The 17752-nt window shown below is 45.1% G+C and carries 18 protein-coding genes; 14 read left to right on the top strand and 4 right to left on the bottom strand.

Annotated features, from left to right (window positions below):
* The first annotated feature begins 102 nt into the window (after window positions 1-102).
* From BLP85_RS04535 to BLP85_RS04515, 5 genes are all read left to right on the top strand, one after another.
* The gene (locus BLP85_RS04535) at window positions 103-720 is read left to right on the top strand and encodes an NUDIX hydrolase (RefSeq protein WP_092818921.1); all 618 of its coding nucleotides are present in this window, start codon (window positions 103-105) and stop codon (window positions 718-720) included.
* Between the two features lie 13 nt (window positions 721-733).
* Window positions 734-1264 (top strand): gamma carbonic anhydrase family protein, encoded by a 531-nt coding sequence (locus tag BLP85_RS04530; protein WP_092818920.1) that lies wholly within the window; start codon window positions 734-736, stop codon window positions 1262-1264.
* A 131-nt stretch (window positions 1265-1395) separates the two neighbouring features.
* On the top strand, window positions 1396-2061 hold the full coding sequence (gene tsaB, locus BLP85_RS04525) for a tRNA (adenosine(37)-N6)-threonylcarbamoyltransferase complex dimerization subunit type 1 TsaB (protein ID WP_092818919.1): 666 nt from the start codon (window positions 1396-1398) through the stop codon (window positions 2059-2061).
* A gap of 12 nt (window positions 2062-2073) precedes the next feature.
* A complete protein-coding gene (locus BLP85_RS04520; protein WP_092818918.1) occupies window positions 2074-2898 on the top strand; it encodes an undecaprenyl-diphosphate phosphatase in 825 nt (274 codons plus the stop codon).
* Window positions 2892-3710, top strand: coding sequence for a class I SAM-dependent methyltransferase (locus tag BLP85_RS04515; protein WP_092818917.1), 819 nt, complete (start codon window positions 2892-2894; stop codon window positions 3708-3710). The genes BLP85_RS04520 and BLP85_RS04515 overlap by 7 nt, the downstream gene beginning before the upstream one ends.
* Here BLP85_RS04515 and BLP85_RS14930 read toward each other — a convergent pair.
* On the bottom strand, window positions 3702-3869 hold the full coding sequence (locus BLP85_RS14930; RefSeq protein WP_171259610.1) for a hypothetical protein: 168 nt from the start codon (window positions 3867-3869) through the stop codon (window positions 3702-3704). The genes BLP85_RS04515 and BLP85_RS14930 overlap by 9 nt on opposite strands.
* On the opposite strand from BLP85_RS14930, the gene BLP85_RS04510 reads away from it, so the two are divergent.
* The 9 genes from BLP85_RS04510 to BLP85_RS04470 all read left to right on the top strand — a co-directional run bounded on the left by BLP85_RS04510 (window position 3834) and on the right by BLP85_RS04470 (window position 12772).
* Window positions 3834-5246, top strand: coding sequence for a C13 family peptidase (locus BLP85_RS04510; protein ID WP_092818916.1), 1413 nt, complete (start codon window positions 3834-3836; stop codon window positions 5244-5246). The genes BLP85_RS14930 and BLP85_RS04510 overlap by 36 nt on opposite strands.
* An 11-nt stretch (window positions 5247-5257) precedes the next feature.
* Window positions 5258-6094 carry an S-formylglutathione hydrolase gene (gene fghA, locus BLP85_RS04505; protein ID WP_092818915.1) on the top strand — a complete coding sequence of 279 codons (837 nt, stop codon included), beginning with the start codon at window positions 5258-5260 and terminating at the stop codon, window positions 6092-6094.
* Between the two features lie 479 nt (window positions 6095-6573).
* Entirely contained in the window at window positions 6574-7260 is a 687-nt protein-coding gene (gene rpe, locus BLP85_RS04500; RefSeq protein WP_092818914.1) for a ribulose-phosphate 3-epimerase, read from the top strand.
* Between the two features lie 394 nt (window positions 7261-7654).
* On the top strand, window positions 7655-8116 hold the full coding sequence (locus BLP85_RS04495; protein ID WP_092818913.1) for a hypothetical protein: 462 nt from the start codon (window positions 7655-7657) through the stop codon (window positions 8114-8116).
* A 39-nt stretch (window positions 8117-8155) separates the two neighbouring features.
* Entirely contained in the window at window positions 8156-10093 is a 1938-nt protein-coding gene (locus BLP85_RS04490) for a copper resistance system multicopper oxidase (RefSeq protein ID WP_092818912.1), read from the top strand.
* Window positions 10080-10994, top strand: a complete 915-nt coding sequence (locus tag BLP85_RS04485; protein WP_092818911.1) for a copper resistance protein B — start codon at window positions 10080-10082, stop codon at window positions 10992-10994. The genes BLP85_RS04490 and BLP85_RS04485 overlap by 14 nt, the downstream gene beginning before the upstream one ends.
* A 236-nt stretch (window positions 10995-11230) precedes the next feature.
* Window positions 11231-11548 carry a quaternary ammonium compound efflux SMR transporter SugE gene (sugE, locus tag BLP85_RS04480; protein ID WP_092818910.1) on the top strand — a complete coding sequence of 106 codons (318 nt, stop codon included), beginning with the start codon at window positions 11231-11233 and terminating at the stop codon, window positions 11546-11548.
* Window positions 11549-11597: 49 nt separating this feature from the next.
* The gene (locus tag BLP85_RS04475; RefSeq protein ID WP_092818909.1) at window positions 11598-12080 is read left to right on the top strand and encodes a methylated-DNA--[protein]-cysteine S-methyltransferase; all 483 of its coding nucleotides are present in this window, start codon (window positions 11598-11600) and stop codon (window positions 12078-12080) included.
* 35 nt (window positions 12081-12115) lie between these two features.
* Window positions 12116-12772: a nuclease-related domain-containing protein gene (locus tag BLP85_RS04470; protein ID WP_092818908.1), complete on the top strand. Its 657-nt coding sequence runs from the start codon at window positions 12116-12118 to the stop codon at window positions 12770-12772.
* A gap of 36 nt (window positions 12773-12808) precedes the next feature.
* Here the strand turns inward: BLP85_RS04470 and BLP85_RS04465 are convergent, their stop codons facing one another.
* The 3 genes from BLP85_RS04465 to paaZ form a co-directional block, all read right to left on the bottom strand.
* Window positions 12809-13744, bottom strand: coding sequence for a tRNA dihydrouridine synthase (locus tag BLP85_RS04465; protein WP_092818907.1), 936 nt, complete (start codon window positions 13742-13744; stop codon window positions 12809-12811).
* Window positions 13745-13924: 180 nt separating this feature from the next.
* Window positions 13925-15376 carry a spinster family MFS transporter gene (locus tag BLP85_RS04460; RefSeq protein WP_092818906.1) on the bottom strand — a complete coding sequence of 484 codons (1452 nt, stop codon included), beginning with the start codon at window positions 15374-15376 and terminating at the stop codon, window positions 13925-13927.
* A 190-nt stretch (window positions 15377-15566) separates the two neighbouring features.
* Window positions 15567-17681 carry a phenylacetic acid degradation bifunctional protein PaaZ gene (paaZ, locus tag BLP85_RS04455; RefSeq protein ID WP_092818905.1) on the bottom strand — a complete coding sequence of 705 codons (2115 nt, stop codon included), beginning with the start codon at window positions 17679-17681 and terminating at the stop codon, window positions 15567-15569.
* Window positions 17682-17752 lie beyond the last annotated feature (71 nt).

Raw genomic sequence — 17752 nt, 5'->3', positions numbered from 1 at the left:
TTGATCAGCATAACTGAAAAATCCAACTTTGGCATCATTTCTATCCTTTGGAATAAAAATTCAGCTATGATGAAATAAAGCAACAGGCAGGAGCAGTAGCCCATGGATGACTACTCATTAATACAATTATTACAGCACAGGTTACGCTTTTCTACACGTGTAAAGCCTGCTCAGGCTGCTGTACTAATTGCCATTACCGATGAGTCCGATCCCAAGGTTTTGCTTACGCGCCGTTCTTTATATTTGTCCAATCATGCCGGGGAGGTTTCTTTTCCGGGCGGCAAAAGAGATCCGCAAGATACCAGTAATATTGTGGTGGCTTTGCGCGAAGCCTATGAAGAAACCGCGCTGAATCCCTTTGATGTGCAACTGATTGGCGATTTGCCCATGCAAAAAGCCCGCAATGGCATGCTGGTCAAACCTGTGGTTGGACTGATTCCGCCTGAAGTGCAGCTGACTCCTCAACCTGCTGAAATTGATCGAATATTTTTTGCATCACTCCATCGTTTAATGAATGCACCGCCAATTCCCTACGAAGTACGTTATGCACATCAGTCTTTGTATTTTCCCAGCATGCGCGTGGAAAATGAAATTGTTTGGGGCTTGACTGCACGGATGCTGGTATCCCTGTTTCAGTATGGTTTGGATTATCAAAAGGAATGGCCATTTTTATTAAATTCGCCCGCTTTTCATGGCAATAAGATTAAATACGGTAAATAAGGAACTTCACCCCATGATTTATAAATTTAAGGGATATACACCTCAAGCAACGCATCAACCTTGGGATGGCTGGATTGCGGAAAATGCGACCGTCATTGGCCAGGTAGAAATGGGCAAGCAGGTCAGTGTCTGGTTTGGTGCGGTCATCCGGGGCGATAACAGCAAGATCAAACTGGGGGATTTTACCAATGTGCAGGAAAATGCTGTTTTACATACCGATGCAGGAATTGAAATGCATATTGGCAGTTATGTGACGATTGGGCATCAAGCGATGCTGCATGGTTGTACCGTTGGCGATAACACGCTGATTGGCATTAATAGCGTGATTTTAAATCATGCGGTCATCGGTAAAAACTGCATCATTGGCGCCAATGCCTTAATTCCTGAAGGTAAAGTCATTCCGGACAATTCTGTGGTGATGGGTTCGCCGGGGAAAATCGTCAAAACGCTGGATGAGGCGACTGAAGTCAAACTCAAAAAGAGTGCCTTGCACTACGCGGAACATTTCAAGAATTTTCAGCAGTTAGAGTCAATTGAACTGTGATTTGAGACGAAATATTCAGCCAGGCCAGAGCTTGGCTTTTTTGTATCCTGCAGATGGAAAATCTCGCCTCGCACGCATGAGTGGAGTATGATATCCGACGTTTTTGATATTTAAATGAATTAAGGTTGTGCATGAAGTTGCTGGCATTGGAAACTGCCAATGAGCAGTGTTCCGTTTCTATTGTAGATGACACTCAAGAATTATTTTTTCAATTAGATGCGCGAGCAAAAGCACAAACGCAAACGATTCTCCCAATGATCGAACAGGCTTTTACCCAGCTTGGATTGTCTGCTGCTGATTTAACTGCAATTGCATTTAGCCGTGGTCCCGGTTCATTTAGCGGGGTACGTATTAATGCGGCCGTGACTCAGGCCCTGGCATGGGCCAATGATCTGCCAGTTGTTCCTGTTTCAACCTTACAAGCGCTGGCACAGGCAGCATATCGTCTGGCGGGTTTAACCGCAGTGACCGCAGTGCTGGATGCGCGTATGAATGAAGTCTATATTGCGAGTTTTCAGCTGGATCAGCAGGGCATTATGCAGGCTGTGGATACAGAGCAACTGTTAAATTATAGCGCTGCCGGTCAGGCCGTCAAATTTGAACTGGTCGGTTCGGGTTCAGCTTTAATTAAGCCTGAACAAATACAATACAAAGACTTAAGTGCAACGGCGCAAGATATTGCGACCATTGCACGCGCGCATGCGGAGCAAAAGCATTGGGTGAGTGCTGAACAGGCATTACCGGTGTATTTACGTGACAATGCCTGGAAAAAAATTCCAGAACAAGGCAAATCATAATCAGGGTTTTCTATGGATCTTTTACTGCTGCTGAAAGCGGCAATTATGGGTATCGTTGAAGGTATTACCGAATTTTTACCAATTTCAAGTACCGGACATTTAATTCTCGCTTCAGAACTCATGAATTTCTGGACCAAAGAAAAGAGCGATGTATTTGTGATAGCCATTCAAATGGGTGCAATTGCAGCGGTGATTTATGAATACTGGTCGCGTCTCTGGGGCGCAGCGACAGGCATGTTTACTGGTGAGACCAAAGGTCGTCATCTTGGTTTTAGCCTGATCATGGCTTCTATTCCAATTGTGCTGGTTGGCCTGACCTTCGGACAGGCAGTAAAAGATCTGCTGTTTAATGACATTGCCGTGGCGATTGGCCTGATTGTCGGTGGTTTCATTATTATGTGGATTGAAAAGCATCCGCCTAAAGTGAATGCCGAAGAAGTCGAGAACATCAGCTATAAAGAAGCGATCTGGATCGGTTTAATTCAGGTGCTGTCTCTCATTCCGGGGACATCACGTTCAGGGGCAACCATTATTGGTGCCATGTTCCTAGGTATTTCACGTAAGGCTGCCACAGAATTTTCATTTTTTCTTGGTATTCCGGTGATTGTCGGTGCAGGTCTGCTCGATCTTTATCAAAGTTATGATGTCATGCAGACCACTGAAGACTGGACCGTTTTAGCTGTCGGTCTAATCGTTTCCTTTGTTTCGGCCTTGATTTTAATTCGTGTTTTAGTGGCGTATGTGGCAAAACGTGATTTTATGGTTTTTGCCTGGTATCGCATTGCTTCCGGTCTTTTAATCTTACTTTTTGCATTTACAGGCTGGAAATTATGGTAAGCGAACTCCGCTTATTTGTAGAACAGGAATTTCAACAGAAAGCACAGCAGTATTCTGCTGTGCTTTCTTCTCGTGGAGTAAAGGTCAAGCTTGAAATTATTGAAAAGCTGAATGCCCGATTTTTGCGTTTAAATCCTGAACTGGCCTTATGTGCAGATGCGTCGGGTCTGTGGTTGTGTGCCAATGGCATGAAAATGCAGCCCGACTGGCAAGCCGAAGTGCCACGCTTAAAACGCTCATCTCTAAAATCTGAAATGATTGCGCGAGCCTGTAACCTGGGTGAAAAGCCAACCTTAATCGATGCGACTGCCGGTTTAGGTCATGACAGTTTGCTCATGGCACATTTGGGTGCAAATGTCACCTTGGTTGAACGCCATCCAATCTTGTTTACCTTGCTGGAAGACAGCAAGAACCATGCGCAAAATGATGCTTTTCTCAGTTCAGTTGTAGCACGAATTGATCTGGTTTTTTCTGATTCTGCCGATTACCTAACCCAGCAGGCGGAACAGCAGCATGTGGTGGATGTGGTTTATCTTGATCCGATGTTTCCACAGCGCGACCAGAACCAGCAAGCCATTAAGAAACAGGCACAAGTGAAAAAGCAGATGCAGCTACTCCATATGCTCTTGCCTGAAGATGGGGAAATGGATCTGGGCGACCATCTGTTAACTCTGGCACAACAAGTTGCAAAGCGAGTGGTGGTGAAGCGGCCACGTCTGGCTGTCTATTTGGCCAACCTGGAACCGGATCATCAATGGCAGGGAGATGCCTGCCGTTTTGATGCCTACTTTCAGCATGATCTTCTAGAGTAGTTTGGTAATTGCTTCAATAATGTGCATTAATTTGTTATATAGTCCCAAAGCAGCATTGATAAAAATTCCATCAAGCATAAACTTGGATTGTAAATCCGCGAGCGACAGCCACCCTGAAATATTATGATCGACTTTAAACCCTCCATCAATTTTTGGCATGATTTTAAAAGCAACCAAACTGCTGGGATGTGGCTTTTTCTGGGTTCGCGCCGATCTTTGCAAATTGTTCGGCCATCGATTCTGCAACTGATTTTCTGGGGAATTTTAGGCGGCTGTGCCAACAGTTTATTCAGTTGGTTAAGTTCCGGGGAGGTGGGGGAATTTAACCCGCAAGGCCTGATCAGTTATGCGTTGTGGCCTTTTATTGCACTCATCGTCGGTATTTTTCTTTCCCAGCGGATCAATAATCCTCGTCTCATGCTGGTGCCTGCCTTGTTGTGGCTGGTACTGGATACCCATATCGCCTTATTACAAAGCCTGATCCAGTATCTGGGTTATATCGATGTCTTGCCCTACCTGTTCTATGACTATTTGCCGACCATCTTCATGGTGCTGTTCGTCTGGCAGAGTCTGGCGGTAGTATGGGTGTTTTCACGTGAACTGAAATGGCCGTGGTGGGAGCGGGCGCTGATTGTCGCTGCGACACTTTTCACCCTTGTGGTCTGGCAAATGTCGGTGAAAAGTCAACCAATATGGAAGGTTGAAGAGACACCACCCACTTTTGCTGAAGATGCTTTTTATGCCCAAAGCCGTATCTTGAACAAGTCGATTGAATCGATCCAGTATGGTGAATTCGCCCAGTCGCACTGGTACTTTTTGGGCGTTGCCGGTGCAGGTTATCAAGATGTCTTTAAGTCGGAAGTTGAACGGATTAAAGAACAGTTTGATACCCGTTTTGGGACTTTTGGCCGTTCCATGGTGCTGATTAATAATCCTGAAACCCGAACTCAAATCCCGATTGCTTCGCGCACCAGTATGGAAATAGCCTTGCGCCGTATCGGGCAGCAAATGAATAAAGAAAGTGATGTGTTATTTTTATACATGACTTCACATGGTTTGCCGAATCAGTTTGAAATGGAAAATGATCCGATCGATTTAAATGATGTCGATCCTAAATGGCTTAAGGAAACTCTGGACAAATCCGGTATTCGTTGGCGGGTCATTGTCATTTCTGCCTGTTATTCAGGGAGTTTTGTTCCCGCTTTACAGGATGATAATACTTTAATCATTACCGCATCTGCGGCTGACCGGGCATCTTTTGGCTGTTCGAATGAAGCGGATTATACTTATTTTGGGCGGGCTTTTTTTGATCAGGCCATGCGCGAGCAGATGTCTATCAAAGATGCTTTTGAGCAGACCCAAAAAACGGTGGCACAATGGGAAACCGCACAAGGATTTGAAGCCTCTGAACCGCAATGGTCGATTGGCAAGAATATGGAATTTATGTTGCCGCAACTCGAGCAACGCTTATTTCCAGCTACAACCCAGACAGATATGAAAATAGAAACCCCACCATTAAGTGTGGCAGCACAATAAGGAAAAGAATGATGGAATTAATCCAAGCGAATCGATGCTTTGATGGGGAACAGCGAATTTATACCTTTAATTCCAAGAGCTTAAAAGGACAGGCAAAATTTGGAATTTTCTTGCCTCATCAGGCTTTAATGGGCCAACCCTGTCCAGCCCTGTTTTATCTGGCGGGTCTGACCTGTACTGAAGAAACTTTTGCAATTAAAGCCCATGCGCAACGTTTAGCAGCCCAGCTGGGTTTGATCCTGATTAGTCCGGATACTTCACCCCGAGGCGAGCAAGTGGCGGCAGGAGATTCCTGGGACATCGGTCAGGGTGCCGGATTTTATATCAATGCCACTCAGGCACCGTGGGCTGAGCATTATCAAATGGAAAGCTTTATTGCTGATGAACTTTATGCTGTCGTGACGCAAAGCTTTCCACTGCAAGCAGATGCGATAGGCATCTTCGGGCATTCCATGGGCGGACATGGTGCACTGACACTGGCATTTAAATACCCGGAAAAATTTAAATCGGTATCCGCTTTTGCTCCGATTTGCGCGCCGAGCCAATGTCCTTGGGGCGAGAAAGCCTTTTCCAATTATTTAGGTGTGGATCAGGCCGAATGGAAAAAGCATGATGCAACGGCTCTGGTTCAGTCTAAAGGTGCCTTGTTTCAGGAAATTCTGATTGATCAGGGAGCTAAGGACCAGTTCTATAGCCAGCTGAATCCGGCATTATTCAAACAGGCCTGTGCCGCAGCAGGTCAGTCACTGACCTTGCGTGAACATGCTGGCTATGACCACGGTTATTACTTTATTCAGACCTTTATGGATGATCATCTGCAATTCCATTCAGTACAACTGGATGCATAATCTCTGATTGAGCAGCAGATTTATTCGAAAAACAGGAAGTTGTAACAACCACTACTGTCCCATAATTTGAAGTTTATTTGAGCATCGAATCAGTGTGATGAAATTTTATGTTTAAGCGCATGATATTTAATTTTTTCACAGCCTTATCCTTTCTTCAAAAGTTTAAGTCTCTTTGTGTAGGCTGAACCCTACTTTTGAAAGACCAAAAGTAGGCAAAAGTCTTTATTCCCCATACACGACGTCCTGAGCTAGTTTTAAGCACTGCTTTAAAATGCAGCGCAAGGATGGGAAATGTGTGGCATCCCTGCCACACTCACAAATCAAACACCTGCAATTCAACTATGGGACAGCAGTGCTATAACAGCTCCTTATTTTTTTAATGTTATCCAGGCCTGAATAAACAGGATTGAATCACAGTACTAAGATGCAATTTGTTATAATGTGAAAAATCAATTCAAATGCATAGCCAGGTTCTCTCCATGTCCAAGCCATATTTAATTGCACCTTCCATTTTATCTGCCGACTTTGCCCGTTTGGGGGAAGAGGTTGAAAACGTGCTTGCTGCAGGTGCAGATGTCGTACATTTTGATGTCATGGATAACCACTATGTTCCTAACCTGACTTTTGGTGCAGGCGTGTGCAAGGCATTAAAAAAATACGGGATTCAGGCACCCATTGATGTGCATCTGATGGTATCGCCGGTAGATCGCATGATTGGTGATTTCCTGGAAGCGGGTGCTGATATTATTACTTTCCACCCGGAAGCAACGGATCATATTGACCGTTCTTTACAGTTAATCAAATCTGGTGGTGCCAAAGCAGGCCTGGTGTTTAATCCGGCCACGCCATTGCATTACCTGGACTATGTGCTGGACAAAGTCGATCAGGTTTTGTTGATGAGTGTCAACCCGGGCTTTGGCGGTCAAAAATTTATTCCCATGACTTTGGAGAAGCTTCGTCAGGCACGCAAGATCATTGATGCCTCTGGCCGTGACATTCGTTTGGAAGTGGATGGTGGGGTAACACCGGCCAATATTCGCGAAATTGCTGAAGCTGGGGCAGATATGTTTGTTGCCGGTTCTGCCATTTTTGGCAAGCCGGATTATAAAGCTGTCATTGATGAAATGCGTTCGGAACTGGCAAAAGTAGGCTCAGTTAATCTCTAATAATCTACAATTAATTATTGCTAAGTTGTGGATAACTTTATGGATAACCATATGGATATCTGTGTAGATAACTGTATGGATAACTTGATTAGTTTATAAACAATTGTAGATCAATAGTTTAATAATTAGACATTAAATGTATAAAAAGGACTCAATTGAGTCCTTTTTTAGCTTGTTAAGCTATTAAAAAATATGATGCTTTATTCATCTATGCTTAAAAATAGAACTGTTTAAAAAATAACTTTATTGTTTAAGTTGGCATTATTTAACCGGACTTGACACTGTTTAGCGTAAATTTAAAAATTGTGTATAACTTGTATCGCGGATATCGTGTTAGACTGAAATCAAAAGAACATGATTTATCTTTTATTCTAGATTGGCTAAGGACAATACTGTGCTCACTTCATTACGCAAACAGGCTTGGTTTGTGTTCCTGATGGTTTTTGCTATCGGGTGGAGCAATGCTGTCTTGGCATTTGAACAGCCGATGCATCAGCAAATGATGAGTGAATTGGCGATTCAGCATGAAGATAAAATGCCCATGACGGCCATGTCAGGTTGCCATGATTCAGTCAATACTCAACCGCACATGCAGCAGCATCCTGTCGAACAGGTAAACCTGTCCCATGATCTGGATTGTCATCAGGGCATGAGCGATCAACAGCAGCATTTCAGCTGTAATGATTGCATACAGTTGCATTGTCAAAGTCTGGGCAGCTGGCTGGATGCGCAAAGTCCGAGTTTTGCCCATTTAAATCCTGTTCCCGAACATCCACAGCCCAATTTTACTTATTCTGCCCAGCATTTAAGCGGTTTCTGGCAGAAAATCCTGCGTCCCCCTAAAGCTTTACCGTGATTTAAAAAAACTTTTTATTTTTAAATTATAGGTAAAGTTATGTCTATTCAATTAAGTCGAAGCCTCGTGATCGGGGTGTGTTTGGTCTCATCATCGTGGGCATTTGCCGCGGTCAAGGAATATCATCTCAACATTGATGAACAGATGGTCAATGTGACCGGCAAGCCCTTAAAACGGATTACCGTAAATGGTCAATTTCCTGCACCTCTTCTGGAATTTGAAGAAGGTGATGATGCCGTTATTCATGTGCATAACAATCTGAAAAACAAGGATAGTTCCATTCATTGGCATGGTTTATTGCTGCCAGGATTGATGGATGGTGTACCGGGTTTTAACCAGTTTAAAGGGATTAAACCGCAAGCTGATTTTGTCTACCGTTTCAAGGTGCGTCAAAACGGCACCTACTGGTATCACGCGCATTCCAAAGGACAGGAACAGGACGGTTTATATGGCGCTCTGGTGATTTATCCCAAAGGGAAAAAGCCGCTAGCAGCACATGAAAAAACTGATCGTGATTATGTGGTAATGCTGTCCGATTTTCATCAGTCCAGCAGTGACCAGATTCAGAAGAACCTGAAAAAGTCGGCTGAATACTATCAAAATCGGCGTGAAACTGTGGCCGACGTGTTGAAGCAGGTCAAGCGTGATGGACTCAAAAGTACCTGGCAAGATCGTTCCATGTGGAATCAGATGCGCATGCTGAAAACCGATTTGTCCGATGTCACCGGTTATACCTTCCTGATCAATGGCAAAACGCCGGAACAAAACTGGACCGGCATGTTCAAGCCAAATGAAAAAGTCCGCTTGCGTTTTATCAATGCTTCAGCCATGTCTTTTTATGACGTGCGTATTCCAGACTTGAAGATGACAGTGGTCAGTGCCGATGGCCAGCCCGTGCAACCGGTACCTGTAGATGAATTTCGCATAGGCACTGCAGAAACCTATGATGTGATTGTGGAACCGAAAGCCAATCATTATCAGATTGAAGCCGAGTCGATTGACCGGAGCGGGTTTGCCATTGGGACATTGCATAATGAAAATTCTCCAGTGACGCATGCGATTCACATGCCGAAACCACGTCCACGTGCATTACTGACCATGGAAGATATGGGGCACGGTTCTGCATCCAGTGATCATGCCAACCATGCCCAGATGGATGATGGTCAGAGTAGTACAAATCCAGCCAGTGCAGATTCACATAGTCCAGGCGCAATGAAACATCAAATGATGGATCATTCAAAGATGAATCATTCGTCAATGAAACATGACATGGCTGCACTGGATCATCAGAGCATGGATCATACTCAAATGAATCATGCAGCCATGCAGGAGCATTCGCAACATGCGACTCAGCCATCCGCACAGCCTGAGTCTGATCAGCAGCACGAGCAAAGCCATACAACGCATCGTACAGCACAACCCGCTTCAGATAAGAAGGCAGCCGTGGTTTACGGCTGGGCCAATGCATCCACACCCACAGGGCATAAGGCGCTGCAATATGGCGACTTGAAATCACTCACTCCACAGCCCGATACCCGTCCGGCGGAGCGTGAACTGGAAGTGCGTTTGGGCGGCAACATGGAGCGTTATATCTGGACCATCAATGGCAAGAAATTTACCGAAGTGAAACCGCTACAGGTGAAATATGGCGAACGTATCCGCCTGAAATTTATCAATGACAGCATGATGGCGCATCCGATGCATCTGCATGGCATGTTTATGCAGCTGGAAAATGGGCAAAGTAGCGCAAATATGCCGAATAAACACACTCTGATTGTGCCGCCGGGTAAAACGGTAACCGCATTACTGACCGCGGACGAATTAGGAGAATGGGCAATTCATTGCCATCTGCTTTATCACATGTCATCGGGTATGATGAGCAAACTGGTAGTGGCCAATGTCGACGGAAATAAAACGCTCGCTTCACCTGCTACACCGGCTCAAGTTGAGCAAGGAGACTCACATGCGCATCATTAATCACTTTGTAATGGGCACATTGAGTGCCTCATGCTTATTGTTATCTGGGCAAAGTTTTGCACAGCCAAGTCATCAAACCATGCCGATGGCGGAAGCGCAGACGTCAGCACAAAATGCAATACCGGTGGATCATTCACAACATCATGTCGTGTCAACGACAGACCAAACACCTGTTAAAGCAAAACCCGTAATTGCTGTTCAAGATGAAAATGTGAACTCGAATGATGCTGCATCTGCCGAGCATATCCAGGAGCATGGCGGGCAGATTTATCAGCAAACCACGCTTGAAAGTCGCTGGTTACGCAATAACGATGGAGAAGGGATTCTCAAGTCGGAGCTGGAAACCCGTATCGGGACAGATGAAAACAAGATTTTTATCAAAGTCCATGCTGATGATGCTGAGTCAGAGCAAGCGGAATATGATGCCAAAGTGTTGTACAGTCGTAATGTTGCCGATTTTTGGGATGTACAGGCCGGTTTACGCTATCGCAATGACCAGAATCGGGAAGTCGATCAGGATCAGGTCGATGCCGTGATTGGGGTGCATGGGCTGGCACCGTATTTCTTTGAAACCAATGCCTATCTCTATGTCGGGCAGGATAATCAAACTTCTTTGAGCCTGGAAACCGAACGCGATGTGCTGCTGACGCAAAAATTGATTGTTAAGCCTTATCTGGACTTGAATGTGGTGTTGAGTGATGACTCCAGCTATGCGCAAAAAACCGGTTTAAGCACGGCACAATTGGGGCTGGAAACCCGTTATGAAATCAATAAAAAGGTCATGCCTTTTATTGATGTGGCCTATGGATACAAACAGGGGCGTGAGCAGACTGCTTGGCAAGCGGAATCAGCATCTGATCAAGAATGGCTATATGGTGCAGGGATACGTTTTAAATTTTAATCCCACTCATGGCTCCAAAAAATACGACTGGTTGAGGCCAGTCGTATTTTTATTTGCACTTTTAAAGTGAGCAATTGGTCAAAAAATGTAAAACATGCACCCAGTTCCCTCAATTATTTATATAATTATCGATCAATGACAGGAGGAACGACCTCCCTTGGTGCAACCAAATGGGTTGTTGCAGGAAGAAAATTCGTCAGGACGACCTGACTCTGATCAAATGGAGCATCGTCGTCATGGCTTGGATCGTTCTGGTTTTAGCGGGTATTTTTGAAATTGTCTGGGCCTATGCCATGAAACTGTCAGAAGGTTTCACCCGTCTCACCCCGAGTATCATTACTCTGGTTTTTATGGTGTTAAGTTTTGCTTTACTGGCTTATGCCATGCGAACCTTGCCGTTGGGTACCGCCTATACCATTTGGACCGGAATTGGTGCAGTGGGTTCTTTTCTGGTCGGGGTATTTATTTTGGGTGAGCCTGCATCGGCCATGCGCATGCTCGCCGCGGTACTGATTATTTCTGGATTGGTATTGATGAAACTATCATCATCATAACCACTCTTCCTTATTATATCGCTTATTTAATGCACTATAGGAGAAGACAATGAAACTGGCATTTATGGAAATGGCTTCTCCTGTGGGTACCTTAAAACTGGTCGCCAATGACACGGCTTTGGTGGCGGTACTTTGGGAAAATGAAAATCCCAAACGGGTACGTTTAGCCGAACTGATTGAACAGACACATCATCCAATTTTATTGGAAACCCAAAAACAGTTAAGCGAATATTTTGCTGGAAAACGGCAGCAATTTGATTTGCCTCTAGATTTTGAAGGGACTGAATTTCAGCAGAAAGTCTGGCAAGCCTTGCTGACCATTCCCTTTGGCGAAACCCGCAGTTACCGTGATATTGCCGAGCAAGTCGGTAACGTCAAAGCGGTACGTGCAGTGGGCGCAGCTAACGGGAAAAACCCGATTTCCATTATTGCGCCGTGTCATCGTGTGGTGGGTGCAAACGGTAAACTGGTCGGTTTTGCCGGTGGGCTAGACAATAAAGAAATTCTGTTAAAATTAGAGAAAATTGTTTAAATTATAAAGTCTTATTAAAAATAAAGATCAATAAAATGTTGAGTCAGATAGTTGTACAACTTGGGTCAAGCTTTTGGTGGATTATTCTTGCTTTTATTGCCATAGGGATTTTCAAAGCCCTTAAACCCTTCATTAAAGGCAAAGTAGGGGAGCTCGCGGTAGCTGTACACGTCAAACTCTATTTAAAAGACCCGCGTTACATTTTATTAAATGATTGCACTTTGCCAGATGAACAGGCAGGGACGACGCAAATTGATCATATTCTGCTAAGTCCTTTTGGGATTTTTGTGATTGAAACCAAAAATTATACCGGCTGGATTTTTGGCGGTGAACGTCAAAAAATGTGGACGCAAAAAATTTATAAAAAGAGCTATAAATTTCAAAATCCATTGCATCAGAATTATAAACACATGAAAGTACTCGAAGATGTACTCTCCGACATTCTTGAACCGCAGCATTTACATTCGGTGATTGTTTTTATGCCAGAAAGTGAATTTAAAACAGCCATGCCAAGTAATGTGTTTCGCGGTGCTGCGTGGACAGATTATGTCAAAGGTTTTCAGGAGGAAGTCATTCCTGCGATGAAACTGAAACGGATTCAATTACGGATTGAAAAAGAAGTGTTAGAGAAGTCCTGGAAAACCAGTCGAATGCATGTGGAAAATCTAAAACAGCGTAAAGGAAATGGCTGAATAAAAAAGCCTTGGAACATTCAAAGGCTTTTGACTTTAATGCTTGGACGCATTTAATTTTTCAATGATTTCAGCCAAGGCTTTAATGCGTTTGACCTCATTCCACAATGCTTTGGCTTCGGGATAATGCTTCGACATCATGCCCAGCCACTGTTTATAGCGTCCTATCATATTCACTTCTTTTTTATAGGGACCATTCAGGAAGCGAATTTGCAGAGCCAATAATTCATTCCAGGTGATCAAGGCTTCATCAGTATTTTGACGGATACATTGGGTGATATCCGGTGTGGTTACAGCAGCCCGGCCAATCATCAGGTCTTCACAGCCAGACTCAAGCTGGCATTGCTTGGCATCTGTATTGGTCCAGATTTCACCATTGGCAATGACATTGATGTTTAAGGCTTCACGAATCGGTTGCAGTTGATCCCAGAAAGCCGGTGGAGTATAACCTTCTGCTTTGGTGCGGGCATGCACAGTGACCCAGGCCGCACCCGCATCTTCAATGGCATGGGCATTTTCCAGGGTATAGTTACGGTCCATATAGCCTAGGCGCATTTTGGCTGAAACTGGAATATGACTGGGTACAGCATCCCGAACCGCTTTGACCAGCAGATGTACCACTTCGGGTTCATCCAGCAGCACTGAACCGCCACGGTGACGATTAACCGTTTTTGCAGGGCAACCGAAATTCATATCAATCGCAGGAGCCCCGAGTTCCACGGCACGAATGGCATTGGCTGCCAGCATTTCCGGGTTATTTCCTAAAAACTGTACATGCACAGGTGTACCAGCAGCGGTTTTACCATCATTGAGGAGTTCCGGGCAGTAATTATGATAGACATGATCGGGAAGTACTGAATCGGTGACACGAATAAACTCGGTTACACACCAGTCAAAGCTCCCTACGGATGTAAGTACATCGCGCATAATGGGGTCTGTTAAGCCTTCCATGGGTGCAAGCACAAGTTTCAACGTCGGACACCTGTTAAATGAAAAACGGTGTTATACGTTTTTTTAGGCATGCTGTCTAGGCTGGAGTGGGAATAGATTGATTGGACATACCTTATTGAATGGTTGGGTTGCAGATAAAAGACCTTCAAACGTTTGCTTGAAGGCCTTTTAAAAATTTAGCTCAAGGTCAGGGTTCGGTCTTTAAGCATTGTGTTGATTCGCCTGCTTTTCCAGCTTGATACTGTCGCGGTAATATTGACAGCCTTTATATAATAAGAAGGTCCCAATCACACCGGCAACCGCATTGACGATGGAAATAGAATTACCGACCATCACCGTGTTCTGAAAATATTTATCGGTAATTAAAGCCACCGCTGTGGTTCCGATCCCGAGCGCAATCAAGTTGGAAATTAACAAGAATTTTGCCGATACCTGAGCACGCAACTGATTCGGGGTCAGCATTTGGGTTGCTGCTGCAGAGGCTGGAATCGGGAAGGTTGAGAAGAACATGGCAACAAAAATCAGCGCGAAGGAAAGCTGCATATTATCGACCTGAGTAAACAGTACGCTCGGGACAATCAATGCTGCACAGCCAATTGCACCGCTACGGATCGCCGCATCGCTATAACCACGCTTGGAAAAGAAGTCGATCAGCCAGCCGCAGAATAAAGCACCCGAAGTGTTGGCAATCAGGATAATCAAACCCAGAATATAACCGGTCTGGCTTGCATCCAGGCCGAAGTTACGCATGTAATAGGCCGGTGCCCAGCCCAGTAGTGAATACAGCATCATGGTGTAGAAGGAAAAACCGATAAAGTGACAGAAAAAGGTTTTTCTATGCATCTTGATAAAGGCAATCGAGTTCTTGAAAGAGGCTTTCATGACTTTGCCATCCTGACCGACTTTTAAACCTTTACGAGCAGGTTCACGCACGGTCAGAATCATCAAGAGTGCCAGTAACACACCGGGTAAGCCGACAATCATAAAGGTCAGCTGCCAGGTTTTGATTTCGCCAATAAGCGGTAAAGCCACAAAACTGACATCCTTTAACAGTCCAATCACATAGCCACCAATCAGGAAAGCCAGGCCTGAACCAATAAAGGCACCAATGGCATACACACCCAGAGCACGGCCTATTTTTTCTTTCGGGAATAAATCGGCAACAATCGAGTAAAAGGCAGGAGACAGGGCTGCTTCACCTGCGCCGACACTGAGGCGCGCCAGAAACATTTGGATGAAGTTCTTACTTAAACCACAAGCGGCAGTTGCCAGACTCCAGAAGGCAATGCCGACCGAGATGATTTTAATCCGTGATTTTTTATCAGCCAGTGCAGCAATCGGTACGCCCATAAAAGCATAAAATAAGGAGAAGGCCAGACCCTGTAACAGGCTGAACTGGGTATCACTGAGCATCAAATCGGCTTTAATCGGCTCAATCATCAAGGATAAGATTTGACGGTCTACAAATGAAAGAATGTAGGCCAGCATACAAATTACCACTACATACCATTGATAGGAACTACTTTCTTTTGGCGGCTGTGTCTGTTCAGAAGCAGGCGAAACGGTTTCTGTAGGTGTGGGTTCAAAACTTTGGTTTTCGGGTTGAAGGGTTCTTTCAACCAGGTCTATTTCCAGCGATTTATCATTCATCATGCAACATCCTGTGCGATTGTTTGAGGTTTTTTTTGATACTTTTGATTTTGATATTATTTTTATTATGTATCGTATTTTCTAATCTAGAGTTTAAATCTGATGGCGTCAATCAATTTCAAATAAAAGATATAAATAATTTTTATTAATAAAAAAAAGGAATCGTATTGATTCCTTTTTGAGGGTTTTGAAATTAACTTTCGCGTTCAACCAGGGTCAAAATATCGTAAGTTGCGACCAGTTCATTGCGCTGGTTTTTGACTTTAATGTCCCAAACCACGACGCCATGTGGCTTTTGCGCCGGATCACGCAGCATTTTCGGGGTTTTCTGCTTGCAGGTCAGTTCGACTTGCAGTGTATCCCCAATCTTGACTGGCTCGACAAAGCGCAAGTTATCCATGCCATAGTTGGCAATCACCGGCCCTGGTGCAGCTTCAACAAAGAGTCCCGCTGCGGCCGAAACCACAAAATAACCATGCGCGACACGTTCACCAAACAGGGATTCGGCAGCAGCGATCTTGTCCATATGTGCATAGAAATAATCGCCACTCAGGCAAGCGAAATTGACCAGATCGGCTTCAGTTACGGTTCGTCGTGCCGTCAACAGACGCTCACCAATCCGCAGTTCATCAAAGGATTTTTTGAATGGATGGACGCGGTCTTCAAACACCTGTGCACCTGCCGTCCAGCTATGTCCGACTTGGGTCATGACATTGGGTGAACCTTGAATGGCCGTGCGTTGCATATAGTGTTTGACAGCACGCAAGCCACCGAGTTCTTCACCGCCACCTGCACGCCCCGGGCCGCCATGCACCAGCAGGGGTAAGGGAGAACCATGCCCGGTGCTTTCCTTGGCACTTTCTGCATCCAGAATATGGACACGACCATGCCAAGGTGCAATTTTGCTCAGCAGTTGTTCAATGTTTTCATCGCTATTGCGTACAATCGATGCCACCAGACTGCCTTCACCACGCGCGACCAGATTGGCAAGTTCAGCCAGATCTTGATATGGCATCAAGGTCACGACTGGGCCAAAGGCTTCTAGCTGGTGAATAGACTGTGCTTCAGTCGGATTGTTGCAGACTAATACGGTGGGTGGGTAGCAGGCAGATTTTTCAGGATGGTCCACTTGCAGAACAAAGTCTTGACGGAGGTGGCTACCAAACACAATGTCTGCATCCTGACTCAGTTGTTCAACCTTTGCCGCGACATCCTGTTTCTGTTTTAGGCTGGCTAAAGCACCCATGCTGACGCCTTCCTTGGAAGGATCGCCCACCACCACTTTTTTCAGCTTTTCAATCAGACGTGCTTGAACCGTGTCCAGAAGTGCAGCCGGAATAAAAGCGCGGCGAATAGCAGTACATTTTTGTCCGGCTTTGGTGGTCATTTCACGGAACACTTCACGGACAAATAAATCAATCGTTTCGTCATTGGCTTGTGCCGTCAAAATCGCACTGTTCAGCGAATCTGCTTCCATGGTGAATGGAATCGAGTAGGCATTTAAATGTGGATGGGCACGCAGTTTTTGTCCGGTAGAAGCGGAACCGGTGAAGGTCACGGTATCTTGAGGGGTTAAATGATAAAATAAATCATAGATCTGACCGCAGATAAGCTGTAATGAGCCTTCCGGAAGGAAACCGCTGGCATGAATGGCTTTAACCACTGCATGGGTTAGCTGGGCACCTTCAGTTGCCGGTTTGACAATACAGGGCACGCCCGCCAGCAGTGATGGTGCAATTTTTTCCAGCATGCCCCAGATCGGAAAGTTAAAGGCATTGATATGCAGGGCAACACCGGCTTTGGGACTCAGAATATGTTTGGCACCAAAGGTTCCCTGCTTGGACAGTGGAATCCAGGCATCTTCGGCCCAGGCTGTTTCATCGCTGAGTTCACGGCGCACCAGACTGGAATAGGCGTATAAGGTGCCGATGCCGCCTTCAATATCAATCCAGGCATCTTTGCGGGTACAGCCGGTTGCGGTCGCCAGCTGGTAAAACTCTTCTTTACGTTCCATCAAATACTGTGCCACTTGTTTCAGTGCATTGGCACGTTGATGAAACGTCCAGCTGGCAATAGTCGCACCTTTTTGTTTGGCATAGTTCAGCACGGCCTGGGTATCGATGCCCTGACTGCCGACCTGGTAAACCGCTTCACCGCTAATGGCATGATAAACGGTACGTAAATCCGCTTCAGCTGTATATTCCTGACCATACACCAGAGAGCTTAAGCTCTTGATCAAATTAGGATTGTGCTGTGTCCCGGTATCCTGATAATCCGTTACGCTTGAGCTGCTATCTAACTCTAACATGGTAAAACTCCATTTATGATACGTTTTGACAAGTATTTTAATTTTGATGTTTCATAATTTGTGATTAAAAA

The sequence above is a fragment of the Acinetobacter kookii genome (assembly GCF_900096895.1).
GTDB classification, from domain to species: domain Bacteria; phylum Pseudomonadota; class Gammaproteobacteria; order Pseudomonadales; family Moraxellaceae; genus Acinetobacter; species Acinetobacter kookii.
Note: the sequence above shows the minus strand (reverse complement) of the source record. Positions and strands in the feature narration are given on the sequence as shown.